Raw genomic sequence first — 20,521 nt, forward strand, 5'->3', positions numbered from 1 at the left:
TCCTCCGGAAAACACTAAACCTTTGAAAGTAAGTATAAGTATATCAACACAATAAAAGAATATGAGTCATCTTAATGGAAGAATTATGCATCAATCAATCAAAAAATCAGAAATAATCAGAATAACGACCCTGCTAAAATCAAAAAACAGAAAAGCTCTTGAATACTTCTAAGATTTGCTAGAAAAAAATTGAAAAAAAAATAACTACACAAGAGCTGTGGAGATATCATTGCCCAAATTGATTCCACAATATAAAAGGTAGGCTTTACGGCTTCGTTGCCGGTTTACGTTCAACACACAGCACATATTCAGCCCCTCTTGGCCATAAGTAAATGCTTAGCTCCACGGCTTAGGGCTGAAAACGATGCTTAATTGTTGGGCTCAGTTATTTATTTAAATCTATCTGGTTTTTTCAAATGGTAATCAGTTGCATCCTGAAATGCTTTTGCAACGGCCATCAGTTTTACTTCCTGGAATGGTTTGCCAACAAATGTCACGCTTGTTGGTTGTCCATTTTTCAGGAATCCGCATGGAACGACAACGATAGGAAGTCCAGTGACATTTGTACTCCAGTTTGTAGACCAGGTCATTTCTATATATACGTCAACATCCTTCATTATTTCGTTCATTTCCTGAATCATTAGAGTCCTGTATCTAGCTGCCTGAAGGTACTCTACAGCAGGAACAAAACGATGTGCACGGTGATAATTTGGCCATTTCTGATCTTCAACCTGGTCATCTATTGTACTCCTGGTAAATTCATCGAAGGCAGCTGCGGCTTCCACTTCCAGCATAATCCCTTCGTTCAAATGTGGTAACTGAATATCAAGTGGAATAAGATCAAATCCCTTTTTCTTAAAAAACTCAAGAACTTTCTTTATGTAGGGGCTACGAGGTTCAAACCATCCTTTTTGGTCTTTATCTTGCTCGATACCCTTTTCCTCTTTGTCAAAATAGGTGGAATGATATCCTATCTTTAGGTCTTTGATATCATAATTCGCATCCCAATTAAAAGGAAGGTCTACGACAGAATTATCGTATGAATCCGAACCTATTATCACGCTAAATATAGCCGCACAGTCCTCTACTGTTCTGGCTATTGGAGTAACCTTGTCGAAACTCCAGCTAACCGGCATACATCCATACCTACTGACCCTGCCAAATGTCGGACGTAAACCTGTAACACCACATACATCAACAGGTGATACCATTGATCCATTTGTTTCGGTGCCAATACTAAAAACCACACAGCCAGCTGCTACTGCAGAAGCAGGACCTGCAGAAGAACCTCCTGATGATCTTAATGTCCATGGACTTTTCGTTCTGCCCCCATACCACTTTTCTCCGGATGCCAATTCTCCTGTTGAGAGTTTAGCTACCAAAACTGCTCCGGCTTCTTCTAATTTCTGTACTACGGTAGCATCAATATTTATTGTTCTTTCCTCAAAAACCTTGCTGCCCCATGTTGTTTTATATCCTTTAACAGAAAACAAATCTTTTATCCCATAAGGTATTCCATGCAGTAGTCCTTTATAGTTTCCCAAACTAATTTCTTTGTCAGCTTTTTTTGCTTGATTAATTGCAAGGTCTTCTGTTAGGGTAACAACGAACTTAAGCTCTTTATCATATTTTTTTAACCTCGATAGATATAATTCTGTCAACTCAAGAGATGTGATCTGCTGTGTTCTTATCAGATCGGCTAGTTGAAGCAAAGAATAAAATGCCAGATCTTCAATATTTGCTGGACGTTTTATTTTTACTTCTGAGAATACAAGAGGTTTTTCCTCTCTATTTGATTTAACTCCAGGAGGCATAGGATTAAATACCATTGATGGATACGAGTAATAACTCAGGTGCTGTTCTCTGAAATTTTTGTACATTTCAGTATTACTCTTGACCTTTTCTAAAATTTCATTTCTTTCTTTAATGCTTAATTGAATATCTGCAATATTTTCTGCAGATCGAAGTGTTTCAATAGTGATACTATCGTCTTCATCATTTGATGGGGAGGTACTGCAACCAAATAAAATAGCTGAGAATATGAGAAAAACAACTATTTGCTTAAGAAGTATTCTCCCAGAATGCTCCGTTTTATTAGTTCCAAAATCTTTGTTTTTCATTCTCATTTATTTTTGTGCTAAAAAGTTCAGCAAGTTAACTATGTATACGATGTATGTTGAACGTACCTAATTGAGCCCAACGTTTTGAATATGATGCGTGCCGCATCTTGTTCAATAAGTTTTATTATGTTTCTATACCTTCAAATTTACTTTTTCTTTTCTTAGGATTACTTAACTGCGGCATGAATTATATTTGTTGTTGAACTAAACCTCCCTTTCGGGAGGTAGTTTTCGATCTATATCCGTATTGAATACGTATAAATCTCATGTTTAATAATTTAAAAAATTTAAATCATGAGTAAAATTACTATTTATTCTGAAGCCTGCAACAAAGTTGATGGCTTTAGAGCTATGGGAGAAGAGTTTAAGCGTAAACTTATTATCAATGGACGATCCAAGTCTACACACGAGAATTATTTACGGCAAATAGCTAAACTGGCTCTTTATTACAAGAAAAACCCGCTGCATTTAGACATAGATGAGCTGGAAGAGTATCTGTATTACCTGATGCAAAGAGATACTGACGCCTTAAGTTCTTATAAACATTTGGTTTATGGTTTGCGAAAGTTGTACTTTCTTTTTGACAAAGAAGAGCTTTTGCTAAAACTGCCCAAAATAGGCCGACCCAAAAAACTTATTACCGTACTCTCTCAACAGGAAACAAAAGAGCTAATAAAAGCTCCTGTTCACATTAGGGAGAAAATCATGTTTGGTCTTATTTACGATACCGGAATGCGCATTTCTGAGGTGACAAACCTACTGATTAAAGATGTTGATCTGGATAGAAAGTTAGTGCATATCAGGCGATCGAAGAATAAAAAAGACCGTTATATACCCATGTCAGCACATGCCGTGCGAGGTATTAAAAAACATTTAGCCATTAACAGCCCCAAAGATTATTTGTTTGATAATTACAGCAGAAAAGGGATTCCTATTAGCAAAACCCGAATACGAACCTTGTTAAAAGAAGCCCTTGAGAGAACCAATATTATTAAGGAAGTTACTGTTCATACTTTGCGACATACCTATGCCACACACCAACTGGAAGCAGGACAGAGTATTCTGGTTTTAAAAGACTTGCTCGGTCATTCCAGTATTCATAGCACCTTAATGTATTTGCATATTGCTCAATTAGATGCGGTAAAGAAATTTGGTTGCATGGATATTCTTTTTGGTTCATCAAATGAATAAGCCAGCAGAACTGGCTACTGTTATTGACAACTTTCTTCCTTCTTTTAACTCCAACCACAAACTACCGGCATACAAGATGCGCACTCTGGATGCTATACAAAAATGCAGAACAGAATATATGGGAGGACATATAGAAGCTTGCCCTAAATGTGGTGATATTCATGAAGCTTTTAACAGTTGCCGTAACCGACATTGCCCAAAATGTGGAGCCATTGATAAGGAAAAATGGATTATTAATCGTGAAGCCGATTTGTTGCCTGTAAAATATTTTCATGTGGTTTTTACTGTGCCTCATAAACTCAATAGTTTATTTATGCGCAATCAGAAGGTACTATATCATCTCCTCTTTACATCATCATGGGAGGTACTAAATGATTTTGGCAAAACTAAAAAATGGATAGGTGGAAAACTTGGTGCTACGGCTATTTTACATACTACCGGACAAAACCTAAACTACCATCCTCATATCCATTTTATTGTGCCCGCAGGAGTATTAATGGCTAATGGGAAGTGGAAAAACGCGCGCAATAGAGGTAAGTATCTTTTTAATGTAGAAAGCTTGAGCAGTGTATTTCAGGCCCGTTTTGTGGAGCAGCTACATTTGCTCAAGAAAGAGAAAATCATAAGCGGCTGGATTCCTAATGGATTATTCGAACACAATTGGGTAGTATATGCCAAGCAAGCTTTTGGTGGACCCAAACAAGTGTTAAACTACTTAGGAACATATACGCACAGAACTGCTATATCAAATGACAGAATACTTACTGTGGATGACCAAAAGGTAGTGTTCAGTTGGAACGATTATAATAAAGACTATCAAAAGCAAATATCATCCCTAAAGGGTGAAGACTTCTTAGGTTTGTTTTGCCAGCATATCCTCCCTCCCGGGTTTACCAGAATTAGGCACTATGGTTTCTTGTCTAGTGCTTCTAAACGAAAATCATTGGCTATTATTCGTCATAATCTTGAGGTGACAAATCTACCAGAAAGCAATACTTTGACTTGGCAAGAAATTGCTTTTAAAAAGATGGGGATACAGCCTGGTATTTGTAAATGCTGTGGCGGTGAAATGATCATTATTCAAACTTTTACCAATAAGTTTAGAAACAATCATCAAAGAGCTCCTCCGGAAAACACTAAACCTTTGGAAGTAAGTATAAGTATATCAACACAATAAAAGAATATGAGTCATCTTAATGGGAGAATTATGCATCAGTCAATCAAAAAATCAGAAATAATCAGAATAACGACCCTGCTAAAATCAAAAAACAGAAAAGATCTTGAATTACTGCTAAGATTGGCTATAAAAAAATTGAAAAAAAATAACTACACAAGAGCTTTGGAGATATCATTGCCCAAATTGATTCCACAATATATAAGGTAGACTTTACGGCTTCGTTGCCGGTTTACGTTCAACACACAGCACATATTCAGCCCCTCTTGGCAATAAATAGGTCCTTAATCTCACGGCTTAGGGCTGAAAACGATGCTTAATTGTTACCAAACGTATTTTCTACTTTCCTTTGAATATTTCTAATTGTGTTGACCTAATTCTTATAAGTCAATTTGTGGATGGATTTAATTGAATTCCTGATTTAATACAGCGTTATTATATTTAGTGGTGGGCATATTCTGATTATAACTTTTAACGTTAGTTTTGAAATTACTTTTGTGAGATCTTGCCGCAGCAGGTATTGGTATTGTCTCGGTGATTGTATTGATATCAATTTGTGTTTTATTATGTTCGTACGTGCTTGTGTGGTATTTTGCTTCAAATTGACCGATTTTTTTATCTTCGGTTGTATAAACTAAACCTAATGATTCCATGACGCTTTGCCAAGAAACTTCACTTAATCCAATGGCTCGTTTAATTTCATGAACAAACTTATTATAATCTCCTGTGTGCATAGTGGAATTTGCATAAAGGATTGGTTCTAATGTTCCGAAAGGTGTGATGATTGTTTCAGGGATTGGTTGCGTTCCATATACTCCTGGTTCGATATTTATTCCAGTTCCATTAAGTTGTGTTGCTGACTCTATAAAATTGTGAACATTATTTTCATCGGCCTGGAATTGTGCGAAGCTATTTCTGAGCCAAATTTTGTCGCTTTCACTAAACGCACCTAAATAGTATTGAATTGTTTCTTGTTGTCTAGTTCCGTTTCGGGCTTGATCTTTGATATGTTGCGCACTTAAACCATCGAAATCTTGTAATACGAATCCAAAGTTTCCATTGTGAATTGTATCGTTGATATCTGTTACTTCCGATAATGGTATTGAATTCTCCTTAGAATTATTTGCTAGTGATGTAATTGCATTAATGAACCGTCTAAATATCCAACAAACAAATGTTGTTGGATGGTCGTTGGGAAGTGTAATTACCCAACAGTTAATTTTCAGTCATCCTGAAAGAATTAAAAAAGCTATTCTTTATGCAACTGGTGCTAATGGAAGTAGTGTGGCAGAGGACCTTAAGGGAAAGACTCTTGATAATCCTACTGTTAAAAAGCAAATTGAAGCAACAACTAAATGGCAAACTCCAATGAATAAACTTCCTGAAATAACAAATCAGGTGATGTTATTAGTAGGTACTTCAGATATTATTGTTGGGACAGATGATTCAAAAGAAATAGCAAGTCAGATTCCTGGTGCTTGGTTAGTACAATTTAAGGGAGCAGGGCATTTACTTATGGCTGAGATACCTGTAGAATTTGCAAATACTGTGAGTTATTTCCTAAATACCAATGAAAATTATTCACCACTTAAATAACTAAATAGTATTTACATAAGAGTATTACAAGAATCATTAGTTACACTAAACTAATTACTCCAGCATAAGTAAAAACAAAAATTACGAATATATATTTCCAATTCTTATGGGCATCTTTTAGATCCATAAACTGAAAAACAACAGTTAGAAATTTAATAATTGTTACCAATAAGATTACTTGTAAAGTCCACTTGGAAATTATTGGCGAGTATTCAGCAAGCCAAAAGTTTAAAATCATCAATATGACTAAAACCAACCAAATAAGAGTATTTTTCGTATTCATAGGATTATTGATGATTAGTTAAGTAAATAGATAACAGGAAATAACAATATCCAGATTAAATCACACATATGCCAGAATACTCCACCACCTTCAATATCCAAATAGTTTGTTGAACTATATTCTCCCTTATTTAATTTAAACAGAAGGACAGAAAGGATAATAATACCTAGAACAACATGAATAAAATGAAAACCCGTTAACATCCAATAATAATCGAAGAAATCACTGGAACCAAAAGAATGGCCACTTTCAATTTTTAAACTATACTCCCAAGCTTTTACCAATAAAAATACTAAACCACTTACTATGGTTAATATTAAAAACAAAGAGGCTTTCTTAGTTTTATTATTTTTAAGAAAAACTAATGATGAAGCCATAAAATAACCACTTGTAATTAGTATTATAGTATTAAATAAACCAATATTCTTACTCAAAATAGACTGAGATGCTAAGAAAGTATCATAATTCTGATGAAAATCGTGGCGAAAAACAATTAGTGCCATACCAAAAGTAATTAGTTCCACTAAAACTATTATCCAAATTAGTATTCCTCCTGGAGGATATAAAAATGATTTGTTGTTAGTACTCACTTCTTTCACTATTAATGATTTTGAATTCTCTGATAAAGAGTAGTTAGCGATTGTAATAGCATTTCAGGATGAGATAATATGTTGTAATGATTTTGTCCAAACATTTGTGGTAAATAATACCTTGCTGTTGACTCAATTGCTACTGCATAAGTATTAATATGAAATTCATGCATTTCTCTAAGAGCCTGTTTTACATCAGCAACTCCATATCTTCCTTCATATTTATCATAGTCATTGGGCTTTCCATCGGATAATAGAATAACCCATTTATTTTGCATGCTTCTCTTGCTAATTAATGACTTAGAATGCCTTAAAGCAGGTCCTATACGAGTGTAACCTTTTGGTTCAACAGCGGCAATATTTCTCTTTGATTTTGTCCAATCTTCATCAAAACCCTTAAATTAACCCGTTAGTTCTGCGTGTTTTTCAGCCCAAATCTCACTATTTATAGGGTTTCTGTGGTAATTTGGAATAATCGAACTCAGGTTATTACAGTTTAAAAGAACAAAATCTGCCCCCTAGAACTTAAATGCTGCAAAAAACATGGGCCCTAGTTCGTTCGATTTGTTTTCGTAGTGTTCGATCCCGGTTTTGCCGTTGTCGTAATTTGAGTAAAGCCAGCGGTAGCCCAATTGAAGATCTAAAAAACGTGTTGCCTCAAATGATAATCGTGCAAGCAAATTACTTGTAAATTTCGACCCGACAGAAAACCCACCAATATCTGCTCTAAAATCAAATCCCCATTTTTTATGAAACTGTATTTTGTAGCGTGCGCCAATTAGAGGATCAATATAGGTTGTGGTATGTTTAATTGGGAAGAAATACAGTGTGTCTAAAAAACTTTCTTCGGTAAGTCTCAAATCATCTTTTATTTGGGTGTATCTCATACCAACCATCACCTCAACTTTATTGTTCGATGTTTCGGATGTAAGCCGATATGCGCCCAATGCTTCCAATTGTAATGTTGTCAAAGTGAAACCTGCCTCAAAGTCGATAGTTGATATGTTGGGTAATTTTGGAAAAAAAGTATATTGTGCTGTTTGCGTTAACTCATCCTGAAGGTACAAGACATCTGTTAATACAGTCCATTTACCTTTCCCAAACTCAAAATGGAATAGAAATACACCAGTTAAATTGGAAAATATCTCATTGAATGGTGTTTTAGTATTTACTGTAACTGGTCCTAAAACCACATCACTATATATACTTGGTGCCCAAAAATAAGGGGCTATTTCAAAGTGCCACTTTTTTGTTTGTCCCTTAGTTTCAATCTTAGTTGTTACGTCCTGAGCATTTGCGGGGATTATAAAAATAAAACTACTGATAAATACAATAATAGATACTGCTAAAGGTCTCAAAATATGCGATTTAGTTTTCATTAGACTCATGTGTTTCATTTTAATACGAGTAAATATTTCTAATTATCCTTTGATACATGTTAGGTAACAATGAGGTTATCAATATTTTTACTTGAAATACTTAATTAATACAGCTGCAACTTCATTTGGCTTTTCTGATGTTAATGCGTGACCTGCACCAGGTATTTCTATGTATGTAACCTGATCGCCAAGTTCGTTTTTAAGTGCTCGTCCCGCTTTTTCTGGGGGAGCCACAAAATCTTCCATTGCCTGAACAAGTAAAAATCTTTTTCCCCCAGCTTTTTTATAAAAATCACCGTTTATTGAATTTGAAGCATGTATTTCAGCAGCTGCCAATTTTGGGTACCAGCCATTCAACCAAATAGAAGCATCATTTCCTTTTGCAAAAAAAGCACAAGCGATCATCTTAACTCGCTCATCATCAGGTAAGCTCATAGTAAAAGAACCTCGCAGGCATTTTTGGGCTTCTATATCCAGTTCAAATCCACCTCCAGAAGCTAAAACTGCCAAACCATCAACATAATTAGGGTACATAGTAGCAAACGTTCTTGCTAATCGGTTTCCAAAAGCATGACCTATAATATGTAATTTCTTAATTCCTAAAGAATCGAGAGTTGTCTTAATGTCATTTGCCATATCTTTTAAAAGAACATTTTTAGGAGTTAGATCCCCTTTACTTCTTCCAATTCCTCGTGGCTGAATAAGTACAACCGTATAACCAGCCTCCACTAATTTTGTAGTTATTGTTGAATTGTATAATTCAGTAAAATCTTCTACACCACGACCTAATGAAGGGATAATTGTAATATATTTTCCAGTTGCCCCTTTTTGTTTATATATTCTAACGTGGTTCGAAACACTATCTTTTTTTATAATAACATCTTTAGTCAAATAGCTATCTGCATTTTTTAGAAGAACAGCTTCACTGTGTTTATTTTTTTTATTATTTTGTTGTTTATTTTCTTGTGCATTACACGAAATAATGGCCAGCGCCAATACTGCTATTAATATATACTTTGTTGTCATATTTTATTTGATTAAATTATTGTTTACTTTAAAATAAATATTACTGTACAGTAATTGAGTTAATTTTCAAAGACTGCACAGTAAGTATTTTTCAACTATTTTAAATTCACCTGTGGAATTAAATACTACTATAATTTGGGTGTAATATTTTCAATATCTTGTTTTTTCTCTTTATCTAATGTTAAGTGTACCATGTTATTACCCATATTTGCAAAATCAATTTCTTTTAAATCTAATTGTCTGACTCTTCTGTTATGTTGAGTGTGATAATTAAGAGTTAAGTCAGTTAAATCCCAAGCAGTCGTCCATAGCGTAGAACTACGCATAATATCGGGGTTTTCAGCTACATCATCTGCTCTATTTCCTTCTGCGGCATCACCACCATACGGCAATTGAAAATTAGAAAGAATCCTAAATGTTTCATAAACTGCTTCTTCTGCATTATCGAGTTCACGTGCCTGCTGTGTCCAAATTGTTGCTCTAATAAAACGAGATGGAGGAGTATTATCCCCCGGCATTCCCAATAAACTTGTTCCGTGTCCTGTTGGTTTTATTTCTAATCCATTATAGGTTCTGGTAGGGAATCCTTTTTGAGAAAGATTAATGTAGTTTCTTACATTTGTCATATGCCAATCGTATGATGGTTTATTAGTAATAACTTTTAATGGGGCGTCAAAAATCTTTAATTTACCATCTACAAGTTCAATTGCAATTGATGCTCCGCTTTTATCATTAACAAACCAATGTAAGTCTGTTGTTATACCAAGAGACGGTTCAATAACAGGAACAACTTTTACATCATTTATTTTTTCTTTAACTTCTGCAACTGTTGCAAATTGAGATAAAATATAGCCTACAACATCATTTGATGTTAAGCAATTTTTAGCATCGCTTTTTTCATATTTTGCATATCCAACTTCTCCGGAAAAATAAAACATTCCAGCAGTAAGTCCTTTCTCATTTAATCCTTCCGCAAAAAAATCGGTTCCAATCATATCTAAACCAACAAATCCATATTTAACTTTGTATTCTATTCCATTTACACCGTCTGGTGTTGAACCCACAAAATTATATCCTATTGGAACAATAGTCACCCTAGAGTTAAGGTCAAATGTTCCCCATTCCATTGTTCTGCCATAAACTACTCCACCGTCTTTTGCTACTAGGGAAATACCTGTACACGCATTTGAATTAGTTTGTGCGAATAGTGTAATTATTACACTTAATATCACTGTTTTAAATATATTTCTTTTCATTATTTCTCTTTTTATTGTTTAAATTATTATTTCTCAATACTTATATCAAATAAAACTTTAGTTTTTATTTTTATTCATGTATATAGTAATTGATTTATAAATTGCGTTATAAACATCTTCCAATAACTCAGCATTTGTTGCATTTTCTGGAACATCAGAAGGGGTATGGAAAATTGGTGAAATTCCGGTAAAAGACATTAATGGTGCCGGCGATGATTTTGCCCATAAAGCAGCTTCGCCATTCCAGTGTGGAGGGTTCACAACTGCAGGTAAATCAATCTTATCTAAAACTGGTGTTAGAGATTTGAAAATTGAAGTATCCATACGAACAAAGACTGTACGTGCAGTTTCTGGTATGGAGCGTGGATCATTTACACCTGGTGCTAACTTCATACTTCCTGTTTCTTCATCTTTTACGCCAATTGCAACATTAGCTCCTAAATGAATTATTATTGAAGCTTCTATTTTATTATTGTTTAAAAAATGTGCAAGTCCTATGTGGTGTAATATTTCATGCCCGGGTGCCCCTATAACTAAAACAGGATAATCTTTTGATAATTCAGATGCAAGTTTAATAGCTACTGCTATACCTGTACCACGTTCTGCGGCACAGTTAAACCAACCACTAAGTGGAGTTGCTAAAACAATTGGTTTCATCTTGCTGGTATCTCCAAAAACTGCAATAATATTATTACTTTCAGCAGAAACTATTTTTGCATCATATTTTACATTTATATCTGCTTCCTCTAGTTTAGTTGCATACTTTCCCGGTACTAATACTACCGGCAAGCCACTCCCTAGTTTAGGAAATCTATTTGGAGTTGCTAATTCCCCAAATTTGTTTTGCGTAGCTATTACTGCAATTTCGTTTTTATCATCAATTGCTTGTTGAATAGCATTGTTTAATGCATTGGTAGTACGATCTAAACTCATAACATTTAGACTGCTTACAAAAGGCGAATTGGTTTCTACACTTCCTACACCTTCGTAAAACAAAGGTAACGAAGGTATTACTTCGCCATCTAGGGTAACAGTAACACTATTTTCAAATTTGTCGAATTTAAATGCTTGCTGTGATACTTTTCCTCCTATCTGTTTAAGTTCATCTGCAAACCATTTATTGGTAACAGCATCAACACTTGTCCCTGTCCTATGGTAACCCATATTAGAATAAGTTTCTACTAACTTATATAAGGACGAGCCCACAGTTTGTTTAGTTTGCTGACTAGATTTTTCTTCGTTTTCTGATGCTTTATTTTCAGGTGAAGAACACGAACTGATGCTTAAAATAATTATTGTAGCAATTAAAAATATAGATTTCATATTTTTATATTTAAAACATTGCATTAATTTGAAATTTAAGCGTTGTATGTCCTTTTTGTGGACCATATACAACATATTCCGGACCAATCCACGCACTTAAATTTTTTGCAAAAGCCTTTCCAAAATTAAGCCCTAATGGTATGTTATATGTTGATTTTGTCCAATTGAAATTCATTAAAGGAGAAAATGATAAAAAGTATCCTTTATTAAAGATTGCATTAAATATAGGTTGGAAAATCATAAAACTCATTTTATCCTTATTTTCATCTCCTTTAAAAGTCCAATATTGCTGAGCAAGAACTCCAAATGAAATACCTTTGACTTTGGTAACAAAAACAACTGCTGATGGCCCCAAACCCCATTTTCCTATGCTTATCTGTGCAGGGTTCTTCATTGGTATTATTAGGCCTGGTCCGAATCCAACCATTCCCCATTTTGTTTTTTTAACAACAGCATCTATTAAAATCAAATCAGACAACCCTACTGCGTCAAAATCTTTGTTGCCGTTAGGAAACGATTGCCCTATAATAGGCACCTCAAGTCTAAAAATTGTGTACCATTCTGGGTTTTTACTCTTTATTCCCGGAAGGAAAATAAAGGGAGTTGGTTGAATAATTCTTGTTGTTACGTTAATAGTTCTAGCACTATTATCCTTCCACGTAAAATTAGGTTGCACTTGCAACTTTGTTATATTCGAAAGTGGATTTGTAGACTGTCCGGCAGCTTTTTCTGCTGCAGCATGCTCACTCGCTTCATCTGATTCCTGTGCAAAGGCACTAAGCGCAAAAAGTAAAATTAAAGTAGTAATTAATGTTTTCATATTTAAATAATTATTTTTATGTTGGTTCTTATAAAAAATACCTATAATATTTGAAAAATCGCAGAACCAGTTAAACGACTTTTCTAAATTGGATTAAGTTCTTATATCAATATAATATCTTATGACAAAAGTACAGTTAATGTTATTTAAGAACCTTGATCATACATGTACAAAATGCGGACAGTATATAGGGAGTTAATTTACTTATATAACCTAGAGAGCATTTGCAATAAGTACTTAATTTTACCACGCACTTCCAAAAACAATATAGAAAGCAAAATCATCATTATTGGTCCAGGCGAAGTCTAATCCCGTCAGGATACCATATTTTTTTGCAATATTATACCGGAATCCGCCCCCATAATTAATTACTTTGAATTTTGTTGACGAAAAATCTTCAAACGCATCAAAAGCCCTTCCTGTACCTACAAAGCCATCAACATACCATCGGTTATAGACATTAAAAGTCCATTCGGTGGCAATAAACAATGTATTAAGCCCTTGATATTTCATTGCTGGTACGCCTCGAAGTTCAAGAGATGGTTTAGTATAAAATGGTACATCACCAAAGGCGTATTTGTAGTCAAATCGCCAAGCTGTATTAAGCCAACTAGCAAAAGGAAAATAACCGATGAAATACAAATTAGTACGTCCAAAACTGTTACTTCCTCCTAAAAACACAGGATTATAAGAGATATTCCAACCTGCATACATTCCGCGTGTAGGGGTGAATATATTGTTTCTGGTATCATAACTATTAATCATTGTAACTGTACTTACAACCGATGTATTACTCATCTTTTTTAATAATTTGTTTATAAGAGGTCTATCAGGAAGTGTGTCTAAGCTATTCTCTGTTCGATAAAACAAGTATTGAAACCCCATAAAAAAATCAGATTCGGCGACTCTGAATAGTAGTCGTTGCTTTATTAACCATGCGTTCATATTGTATTTAACAGGTCTTCCCCAAAGCCTTGATAATAGTCCATCTTCAGTTCCGTAGTATTTAATATTTACATTGGTTTTGCCTAATATCCCCATATATCTGATTTTGTCGTGATTCCATGTTTGAAAATGAAACAGACCTGCCACCCAGGTTTTATTTTCGGTATAACCACCTGCAACGCCTGTTATCATAGGCATCTCACTTCTTCCTTTATCCTTTTTTTTCTTTTGTTGGATAAAAAGAAGAGCCAAACCACCTCCGTACCCGATAGCTGGTTCAGTAACAATAATCGGTATGGGAACAAATCCATAAGGATGATCCAGAAAACTAGAGATGTCGAGAGATCTTTCAGTGCTATCAACAAACATATACTTCTTCTCCTTTTTCGGTTTTGTCTTTACATCTTGTTGGCTATATGCTAAAGAAGATAAGATAACAATAGGCAATAAAAGCAAAGCCTTATTAAAACATGAAAAAGAGATCTTCATTATTTTGCACTTATTTTGCAATACTCTGCAGATAGGTTCTATTATGAATACCAAACCTGTAATTAATTGAAAGCAATGCCGATTTCCTGTCAGCTAATAAACCAACCTCAGCCCTTAATTGCCAATGGGGATTATATTGATATTGTGCTCCAATTAAAAAGTTCCACTTCTGCTTGGGTTCTTTATAAAGTTTATAACCAATATTCCCATCTCCGTTAGCTTTGTCAATATTATCCATTATTGGGTTAAAAACATTTTCAGCTATTATTTTTTTAGGATCCATTGGGTCTAAACCATCATACCATTCGTAGTATTCTGCTACTTTTTGGTCTTTATTATCCCAGAATTCATCAGGAAAAACATCTCTTAGTGGAATTGAACCTTCGGTAATTCCATTCATACCAAGTCGCATAGCACCAATCCAAACACCAATATTTGACAAGCGTTTATTTTTTGTTTTTAAGTCAATTATATGTCCTATCCTTGGTGAAAACACAAAAGTTCTTACCGGCTCTTTAAAACCCTCCAGCTTTGTCCATACCAAGTTACCATCAAGAACAGCGAATACTGGACCCACTCCAAAAGCAATTGTATTACCCACACCGTAGCTATAGCCAGTAAGCTTTACATTGGCGTGAAGATTAATGGGATAACTCAACTGTACATCTGTTTCTGTCCATGTTTTTCCAATAATACCATATACATTATAAAAGGGAAGAAGCCACACGTCTGGCCTAATGTTAAGAGAGACACCTGATGCCTTGACATGTTCAAAATCTACAAGCCTGGTAATGTCATGATAATTAAAATCATCCTGTCTTTTAGAAAACCCAATTTCGAGTTGAGGTATATCAATTCCCTGAACCCCATAAAAGTAGTTGACCATGATGCCCCAAGGCAATGGTAGGGCCACACCTTTTTCATATACCTTATCCCCTAAAAAAGGAAGTATATATTCGTATTCACTACTAACCGTATCGTTAAGGCTTAGTTGGTTATATTGCGCTTTAACTTGTTGACTTATCGAAAACAAGAAAACAATGGTAAATACTGATATTGTTATTTGTATATTGTAACGTCTTTTCATGTGAATATTTCTTAAAGTAAAATAATAACCTGACCGACCTAAAAACAAGGCCAGTCAGGAAATAAATCAATTTCTTTGTAGGCTAATATTAATACTTTCGATGGCATTATACTGTTTTGATATTCTAAACAGTAGCTCATAAATTTCAAGTGAAAGGAGCTTTTTTAATAAACTGCCGTCAATATTTTGAACAATATTACTATTAAGTATTGCCTCTGTAAGCTTTTGCGCAATTTGGTCAGGGTCAACATTATCCTCAATGAGTTGTGCGAAAATTTCAGTTAGTTTTTGAATAACCATTTCTTTGTCCATATTGTCATTTACAATTCCCAGGCTAAAGAGCCAGTCGGTAATTACTTCTGCAGATGCTTCTGCATCTATGTGGCTAATGGATTCAAGTATTGGATAAATCAGGTTGTATATGTTGTCTTCACTAAATACTTCCTCAATTTTTTCATAAATCAGAGCAGAAATATTTTCTGCAATTTCTTCAGCATCAAAGAAATCTACAATTTGATTAAGTTTTCCCTCAATGTAGGCAACAATTTGTGGCTCAGCTATATCTACAAGGCTTACTATCCATGCGGCTATTGTTATGGATGCTTGTTCCGCCGGGATATATTGGAGACGGAATAGGGCAGCACTTATTCCTTTTGAAATTTCAAGATCCACAAAGCCTATGATTGTTTGTGCAAGGCCGGCAGCTGCTTCCTCAATAGTTGAACTCCCAATTGTTGACTTTATAACAACCAAGGCAGATGTTATGCCCGTCTTAACCAGGATCCAGTTAGGATCGATTTCTGCTCCGGGAAAACGTGCATTAATGGTATCAACTACCGGTTTTAACACATCATCAATAATTGTTTGTGCAATATTGCGAAGTTGGAAAACCGGTGTTTCATCTATGGTGGTTAAATATGGAATTAATTTTTGAGCAAGGTTTGTGCTATCGAAAAAATGATAAGTAATGGTTGAACCTAAAGTATCGCCAACATTAACTATTCTTAGCGAATCAACTTCAGAAAACGCAGTCCATATTGGGTATATCTTGTCATAAACTTTTTCTTCGGTAATCAGAATAGCTATTAGGTCGTAAATTTTTTCGGACAATACAGGTACTAATTCTACTAATAGTTTATCCTTAAACTTTTCTAGAAGTGGTAGGATGGCATCATAAATATCCTGCTGGCTAACAATACTTGTAAGCCTGTCTGAAATATCAGCTGCAAGCTTGCTTGCTATTTCTTCGGGGTTTTCAACATTCAATTTATTGAGAATATCTACAAGCTTATTATAGACTAGTCCTTCCCAATCAACATCTGCTAATTTATTTACAATAGCCTCAGCTATTTTTTCTGCAATTTCTTCGGAATTGCTGTTTATTTCATCAACTTTCCCATAAATAACATCGTAAAGAACTTCTTCTATTTTTAATTTTACTTCATCACTATTTAGGAGCTTCTCAACAACAGCATTGGAGATTTTGTCGGGAGTTCCGGAATGAATGGCTTTGGCAATCATATCATTCATGATGCCGATAACTATTTGTTTTCTGGAACTTTTACTATTCAAACTAAATATACCATTATCATCAGAATAGGAATATAGCATTCGCATTGAGTTTAATGAATTTTTCGGATTAATCCATATCTCCGAAGTATTTACAAGGAAATATCCGGCATACGGCTCAAAATTACCCTGTCCGGTAGTGTCCATCATGATATTACCCATACCGAACTGGAAGGAGGTGAATTCCTGAGGGCCAATATCACCATAAATATCGTAAGCATTATAAGTACCTTCCTGTACCATACCGTTTTCATCGGCAACATTGGCCATAAATGGCATTGCCAGCATTTCATGCTTTACCTCAACAGATAAATCATCAAAATCCCAGTTGTTGTCTTTAAGTGTATTGTGCATTTCTATTATTTGTTCTTGCTCAAGCTGTTTAGGAGTTTTTTCTTCTTTTTTACAAGATGCAAATATTAAGTTAAAGACTAATACCAGCAAAACTAGTTTTGAAATTCGATTCATAATTTTAATAAATTAATGGTTATAATAATCTGCAAAAGTAATTGCTAAATTATTACTAATACCTTTTAGCATATAGACAAAATGCGGACAGCAATAGCAGATAGTCTCTGCCAGAAAACTCATTGTTTTGGAGTGCTTAGTCAGAAAAACGTCAAGAATGAGCCTGCCTGGCTCAATATAAATATACTAGGCAGACAGGGCTTTCGTAGTTTTGGAAATCAGGCGTTTACTTGTGTAAATAACTAATTTCAAAACAAGAGTAACGAAATTATTGACGTTTTCTGGCAAGCACTAGATAAACTAAAACTTTGAAATATAATCTTCCAATGAATCTTCTGGCTGTAAGTCAATTTTTTTGCGGAGGCGATATCTGGTTTTTCGGATAGCTTCTTTAGAAACATTAAGTGCCGACATAATCTGTGTGCTGGAAAGATGTATGCGTAGGTAGGAAGAGAATTTTAATTCAGATTGGGTAAGTTTGGGGTGTGCTTTTTTTAATTTAATGAGAAAATCAGGATGGACTTCGGTAAATCTAAGATTAAAAGCTTCCCAGTTTTCATGATTTTGAGCGTGTGATTTCATATGATTTTTCAGTGCAATAATGTCCTTGCAGCATTCACTATCTGTATGCTTTTTTAGTAGATTATTAAGGATGTTGATAGTGGAATTTATTAATTGCCCTGTCTTGCTTATTTGAACAGCAGTAGTGAGCAACTCTCTTTTCTGTTTGTAGTTTTCATTCTCAAGGTTTTTTATTTTAAGCGTATTTTCGATAACATGCGCTAAGGCCACCTCATCCCATGGTTTTTGAATATAGTAAGCAATCTGGGTCTTGTTTATGGCATCTTTCATGGCATCGAAATCAGCAAAGCCGGTAACAAGTATCCGTACCGCATCAGGAGAATGATGTGCTGCAAATTGCAAAAAATCAACGCCTGTCATGTCAGGCATTCGTTGATCGCTGAGTATAACATCTATTTTTTGTTCCTCTAAAATTTTTATTCCTTCTTTTACTGAAAGGGCAATAAAAACATCATAATCCCGCCTGAAAGCACTTTTAAACACACGTAAGTTACTTCCTTCATCATCAACATACAGTAATCTATTCTTCATACTATTATACGTTTAAGTAATTGGTATTTTTATAATAAACTCACTTCCAACACCGGGTTCTGAAATCAAATCAATGCTTCCATGATTTTCCTGAACTAATCCATAGACAATAAATAATCCCATGCCCGTTCCTTTTCCTACGGGTTTACTTGTGTAGAAGGGGTCGAATATTTTTGATTGGAGTTCCTTGCTAATTCCACTTCCAGTATCTTTTATCGAGATGCTTATTTTATCTGTCAATAATTTTGTTGTGATTGTTATTCTCCCTTTTGTTGTAATGTGATATACGTAAGGTCCATTTGATAATTTACTTAAATTCGCGTATGTGTGATCGTCGTTAAACTTTTGAGTTTCAACTAAATTATAATTCATATCGTAGAATGATATTGTACCTTCTAACACTTTAGGAAAATATGCGTTTACTTCGCTACCTAGATTTGGAAAAACGTGTGTTTGATCTCTTACGAAATCTTGGATGCTTGTTATTGTATCGATATAAACTGGAAGCTCGAATGGTGCTTGACCGTTTGCATCCATCACATAATCTTCTTCTATGTTAGGATTATTAATTGGTAATACTAATGATCTTAAATGCAGATTGGCCCCTGGAATATTATCCATTGTGATTGCATTTCTTACTCTGAATGTGCCTTCAGAAAAAACAGTGTCTGATTGCATGGTTGTTTTTAGATTATCTTCGAGATTTTGACCTTGAGCTTCTTGAGAACCAAATAATCCTACTCCTGCAAGTACTGTAAGGAATGTAAAGACTGATTTTTTAAGAAATTTATTACCTGCCATTTGGTTCTTTCAATGATTATTATGTATCTTTAAGTATATAAATGTTTCGATTGTAGCCACACCCAAGCCCCGAAAATGGGAAAGCGCTGCTGTCTAATTCCAAAAATAGCCAGATTTTATCATAAAAGTCCAATTATCGGCATTAATTTTCATTAATTCTAGTATTCGGGACCTATTTTGGTTACCAAATTCGGGTCTTTTGAAAATCTCATTTTAGGGGCTTTATTTAAAGTTAGACATAACATATTTATACACTTGCATCGCATTGGTTTCATAATAAAGATTTTCATCAAACCAAGCTAATATTATATTAGAAAAATGGATACGGGTACTTTTACTCAAACAACAGGCGTAAACAAAAAGTTGACCAATTGGCTTTTCGTTTTTGGCTCCGGGCTTATAATCTAATATATACAGTTTTCCATTCCTGTATTGTAGTAAATCAATATGACCTGTGATATAGTTATTATTTGATTTTATACTTTTAATCCATGGAATAGTAGAAGTAGATGTTTCTAAATAAACAGGAACTTCAACGGCAATTGTAGATGTATCATTTTCAAGCATTATTTTTTCAACAGCCCAATGTCTTTTCCAATTATCATCAACTAACTCGATAGCAATGTTAGCAAATTCGCAGGCATTATTATGAGTTGTTTTCAAATTTAGTTCCTTAAAAATGTTCAGTTTTATTCTTGAGGCTCTTGCATCGGAGTTTGTAAAATAGTTTTTGTTAATCAATCCATTTTTCGTTTTTTGTAAATAATCATAAAGTTTAGGTTCATTGCTTTTTACAAAATAATCAAGTTTAAAATTGTGCTGGAGATACAAGTAAACCAATTGATGCAAATATTTGTGGCCTTGAATAAGTCTATTATTTTTAACATACTTTTGAAGTTTTCTGTTAAATTTTGCTAGGTTTAGCAGGTCTTCATATTCCTGAATCCAATTAGCAATAGTGCTTTTTGGTATTTGTGTTTTTTTGGAAGTTTCCTCAATAGTCAATCCACTATTATATTCTGATAGAGCCTTTACTATTTTGGTAATGGGATAGGTTCTAGATTTGAATTTATCATTTGAGAAGCGTTTTCCGCAGTCTTTGCACAAATATGGATAGGCTGACTCATGTTGTGCCACCTATACCGATGTAACTGTGCCACTCAAACCGGAGCAAGTTGTGCCACTCATACCGATTGATGTTGTGCCACCCATACCAGAGCATTTGTGCCACCGTAAAATGGCAGAAGTACTCAGTTTAAAGAACAGAAATAATTTCTATCGTATAACTTTT

Annotated in this window: 19 protein-coding genes; 3 read left to right on the top strand and 16 right to left on the bottom strand. The window is 34.5% G+C overall.

Annotated features, from left to right (window positions below):
• Positions 1–389: 389 nt before the first annotated feature.
• A complete protein-coding gene (locus tag HNS40_RS19335) occupies positions 390–2,120 on the bottom strand; it encodes an amidase (protein WP_172283984.1) in 1,731 nt (576 codons plus the stop codon).
• A 294-nt stretch (positions 2,121–2,414) separates the two neighbouring features.
• Between HNS40_RS19335 and HNS40_RS19340 the strand changes: the two genes are divergently transcribed.
• Both HNS40_RS19340 and HNS40_RS19345 read left to right on the top strand, forming a co-directional pair.
• A complete protein-coding gene (locus HNS40_RS19340; protein ID WP_172283986.1) occupies positions 2,415–3,311 on the top strand; it encodes a tyrosine-type recombinase/integrase in 897 nt (298 codons plus the stop codon).
• The gene (locus tag HNS40_RS19345) at positions 3,304–4,488 is read left to right on the top strand and encodes an IS91 family transposase (RefSeq protein WP_172283988.1); all 1,185 of its coding nucleotides are present in this window, start codon (positions 3,304–3,306) and stop codon (positions 4,486–4,488) included. Before HNS40_RS19340 ends, HNS40_RS19345 begins: the two co-directional genes overlap by 8 nt.
• A 401-nt stretch (positions 4,489–4,889) precedes the next feature.
• Here the strand turns inward: HNS40_RS19345 and HNS40_RS19350 are convergent, their stop codons facing one another.
• Positions 4,890–5,219 carry a hypothetical protein gene (locus HNS40_RS19350; protein WP_172283990.1) on the bottom strand — a complete coding sequence of 110 codons (330 nt, stop codon included), beginning with the start codon at positions 5,217–5,219 and terminating at the stop codon, positions 4,890–4,892.
• A gap of 340 nt (positions 5,220–5,559) precedes the next feature.
• On the opposite strand from HNS40_RS19350, the gene HNS40_RS19355 reads away from it, so the two are divergent.
• Entirely contained in the window at positions 5,560–6,081 is a 522-nt protein-coding gene (locus HNS40_RS19355; RefSeq protein ID WP_172283992.1) for an alpha/beta fold hydrolase, read from the top strand.
• Positions 6,082–6,121: 40 nt separating this feature from the next.
• Here the strand turns inward: HNS40_RS19355 and HNS40_RS23770 are convergent, their stop codons facing one another.
• The 14 genes from HNS40_RS23770 to HNS40_RS23775 form a co-directional block, all read right to left on the bottom strand.
• A complete protein-coding gene (locus HNS40_RS23770) occupies positions 6,122–6,364 on the bottom strand; it encodes a cytochrome C oxidase subunit IV family protein (RefSeq protein WP_172283994.1) in 243 nt (80 codons plus the stop codon).
• 14 nt (positions 6,365–6,378) lie between these two features.
• Complete coding sequence (locus HNS40_RS23305; protein WP_172283996.1) at positions 6,379–6,963, bottom strand: cytochrome c oxidase subunit 3; 585 nt, start codon at positions 6,961–6,963, stop codon at positions 6,379–6,381.
• Positions 6,964–6,965: 2 nt separating this feature from the next.
• Positions 6,966–7,313 carry a VWA domain-containing protein gene (locus tag HNS40_RS19370; protein ID WP_172284021.1) on the bottom strand — a complete coding sequence of 116 codons (348 nt, stop codon included), beginning with the start codon at positions 7,311–7,313 and terminating at the stop codon, positions 6,966–6,968.
• Positions 7,314–7,472: 159 nt separating this feature from the next.
• The gene (locus HNS40_RS19375) at positions 7,473–8,333 is read right to left on the bottom strand and encodes a hypothetical protein (protein ID WP_172283998.1); all 861 of its coding nucleotides are present in this window, start codon (positions 8,331–8,333) and stop codon (positions 7,473–7,475) included.
• 87 nt (positions 8,334–8,420) lie between these two features.
• Positions 8,421–9,359, bottom strand: a complete 939-nt coding sequence (locus HNS40_RS19380; protein WP_172284000.1) for an alpha/beta fold hydrolase — start codon at positions 9,357–9,359, stop codon at positions 8,421–8,423.
• Between the two features lie 128 nt (positions 9,360–9,487).
• Positions 9,488–10,615, bottom strand: coding sequence for a linear amide C-N hydrolase (locus tag HNS40_RS19385; protein ID WP_172284002.1), 1,128 nt, complete (start codon positions 10,613–10,615; stop codon positions 9,488–9,490).
• Positions 10,616–10,672: 57 nt separating this feature from the next.
• Positions 10,673–11,938, bottom strand: a complete 1,266-nt coding sequence (locus HNS40_RS19390; protein ID WP_172284004.1) for a hypothetical protein — start codon at positions 11,936–11,938, stop codon at positions 10,673–10,675.
• A gap of 10 nt (positions 11,939–11,948) precedes the next feature.
• Positions 11,949–12,758, bottom strand: a complete 810-nt coding sequence (locus tag HNS40_RS19395; RefSeq protein ID WP_172284006.1) for a hypothetical protein — start codon at positions 12,756–12,758, stop codon at positions 11,949–11,951.
• Between the two features lie 243 nt (positions 12,759–13,001).
• Positions 13,002–14,192, bottom strand: coding sequence for a BamA/TamA family outer membrane protein (locus HNS40_RS19400; RefSeq protein WP_172284008.1), 1,191 nt, complete (start codon positions 14,190–14,192; stop codon positions 13,002–13,004).
• Between the two features lie 10 nt (positions 14,193–14,202).
• Complete coding sequence (locus HNS40_RS19405; RefSeq protein WP_172284011.1) at positions 14,203–15,279, bottom strand: hypothetical protein; 1,077 nt, start codon at positions 15,277–15,279, stop codon at positions 14,203–14,205.
• 66 nt (positions 15,280–15,345) lie between these two features.
• Positions 15,346–17,316, bottom strand: a complete 1,971-nt coding sequence (locus tag HNS40_RS19410; RefSeq protein ID WP_172284013.1) for a hypothetical protein — start codon at positions 17,314–17,316, stop codon at positions 15,346–15,348.
• A gap of 300 nt (positions 17,317–17,616) precedes the next feature.
• Positions 17,617–18,429: a response regulator gene (locus HNS40_RS19415; RefSeq protein WP_172284015.1), complete on the bottom strand. Its 813-nt coding sequence runs from the start codon at positions 18,427–18,429 to the stop codon at positions 17,617–17,619.
• Positions 18,430–18,441: 12 nt separating this feature from the next.
• Positions 18,442–19,230, bottom strand: a complete 789-nt coding sequence (locus HNS40_RS19420) for a sensor histidine kinase (RefSeq protein ID WP_172284017.1) — start codon at positions 19,228–19,230, stop codon at positions 18,442–18,444.
• Positions 19,231–19,452: 222 nt separating this feature from the next.
• Entirely contained in the window at positions 19,453–20,367 is a 915-nt protein-coding gene (locus tag HNS40_RS23775; protein WP_172284019.1) for a helix-turn-helix domain-containing protein, read from the bottom strand.
• Positions 20,368–20,521 lie beyond the last annotated feature (154 nt).

Source organism: Lentimicrobium sp. S6 (assembly GCF_013166635.1).
Classification (GTDB): Bacteria; Bacteroidota; Bacteroidia; order Bacteroidales; family UBA12170; genus UBA12170.

Coding starts and splice junctions, on each gene's coding strand:
- HNS40_RS19335 (WP_172283984.1), bottom strand. CDS start 2,120: ATGAAAAACAAAGATTTTGGAACTAATAAAACGGAGCATTCTGGGAGA.
- HNS40_RS19340 (WP_172283986.1), top strand. CDS start 2,415: ATGAGTAAAATTACTATTTATTCTGAAGCCTGCAACAAAGTTGATGGC.
- HNS40_RS19345 (WP_172283988.1), top strand. CDS start 3,304: ATGAATAAGCCAGCAGAACTGGCTACTGTTATTGACAACTTTCTTCCT.
- HNS40_RS19350 (WP_172283990.1), bottom strand. CDS start 5,219: ATGCACACAGGAGATTATAATAAGTTTGTTCATGAAATTAAACGAGCC.
- HNS40_RS23770 (WP_172283994.1), bottom strand. CDS start 6,364: ATGAATACGAAAAATACTCTTATTTGGTTGGTTTTAGTCATATTGATG.
- HNS40_RS19375 (WP_172283998.1), bottom strand. CDS start 8,333: ATGAAAACTAAATCGCATATTTTGAGACCTTTAGCAGTATCTATTATT.
- HNS40_RS19380 (WP_172284000.1), bottom strand. CDS start 9,359: ATGACAACAAAGTATATATTAATAGCAGTATTGGCGCTGGCCATTATT.
- HNS40_RS19385 (WP_172284002.1), bottom strand. CDS start 10,615: ATGAAAAGAAATATATTTAAAACAGTGATATTAAGTGTAATAATTACA.
- HNS40_RS19390 (WP_172284004.1), bottom strand. CDS start 11,938: ATGAAATCTATATTTTTAATTGCTACAATAATTATTTTAAGCATCAGT.
- HNS40_RS19395 (WP_172284006.1), bottom strand. CDS start 12,758: ATGAAAACATTAATTACTACTTTAATTTTACTTTTTGCGCTTAGTGCC.
- HNS40_RS19400 (WP_172284008.1), bottom strand. CDS start 14,192: ATGAAGATCTCTTTTTCATGTTTTAATAAGGCTTTGCTTTTATTGCCT.
- HNS40_RS19405 (WP_172284011.1), bottom strand. CDS start 15,279: ATGAAAAGACGTTACAATATACAAATAACAATATCAGTATTTACCATT.
- HNS40_RS19410 (WP_172284013.1), bottom strand. CDS start 17,316: ATGAATCGAATTTCAAAACTAGTTTTGCTGGTATTAGTCTTTAACTTA.
- HNS40_RS19415 (WP_172284015.1), bottom strand. CDS start 18,429: ATGAAGAATAGATTACTGTATGTTGATGATGAAGGAAGTAACTTACGT.
- HNS40_RS19420 (WP_172284017.1), bottom strand. CDS start 19,230: ATGGCAGGTAATAAATTTCTTAAAAAATCAGTCTTTACATTCCTTACA.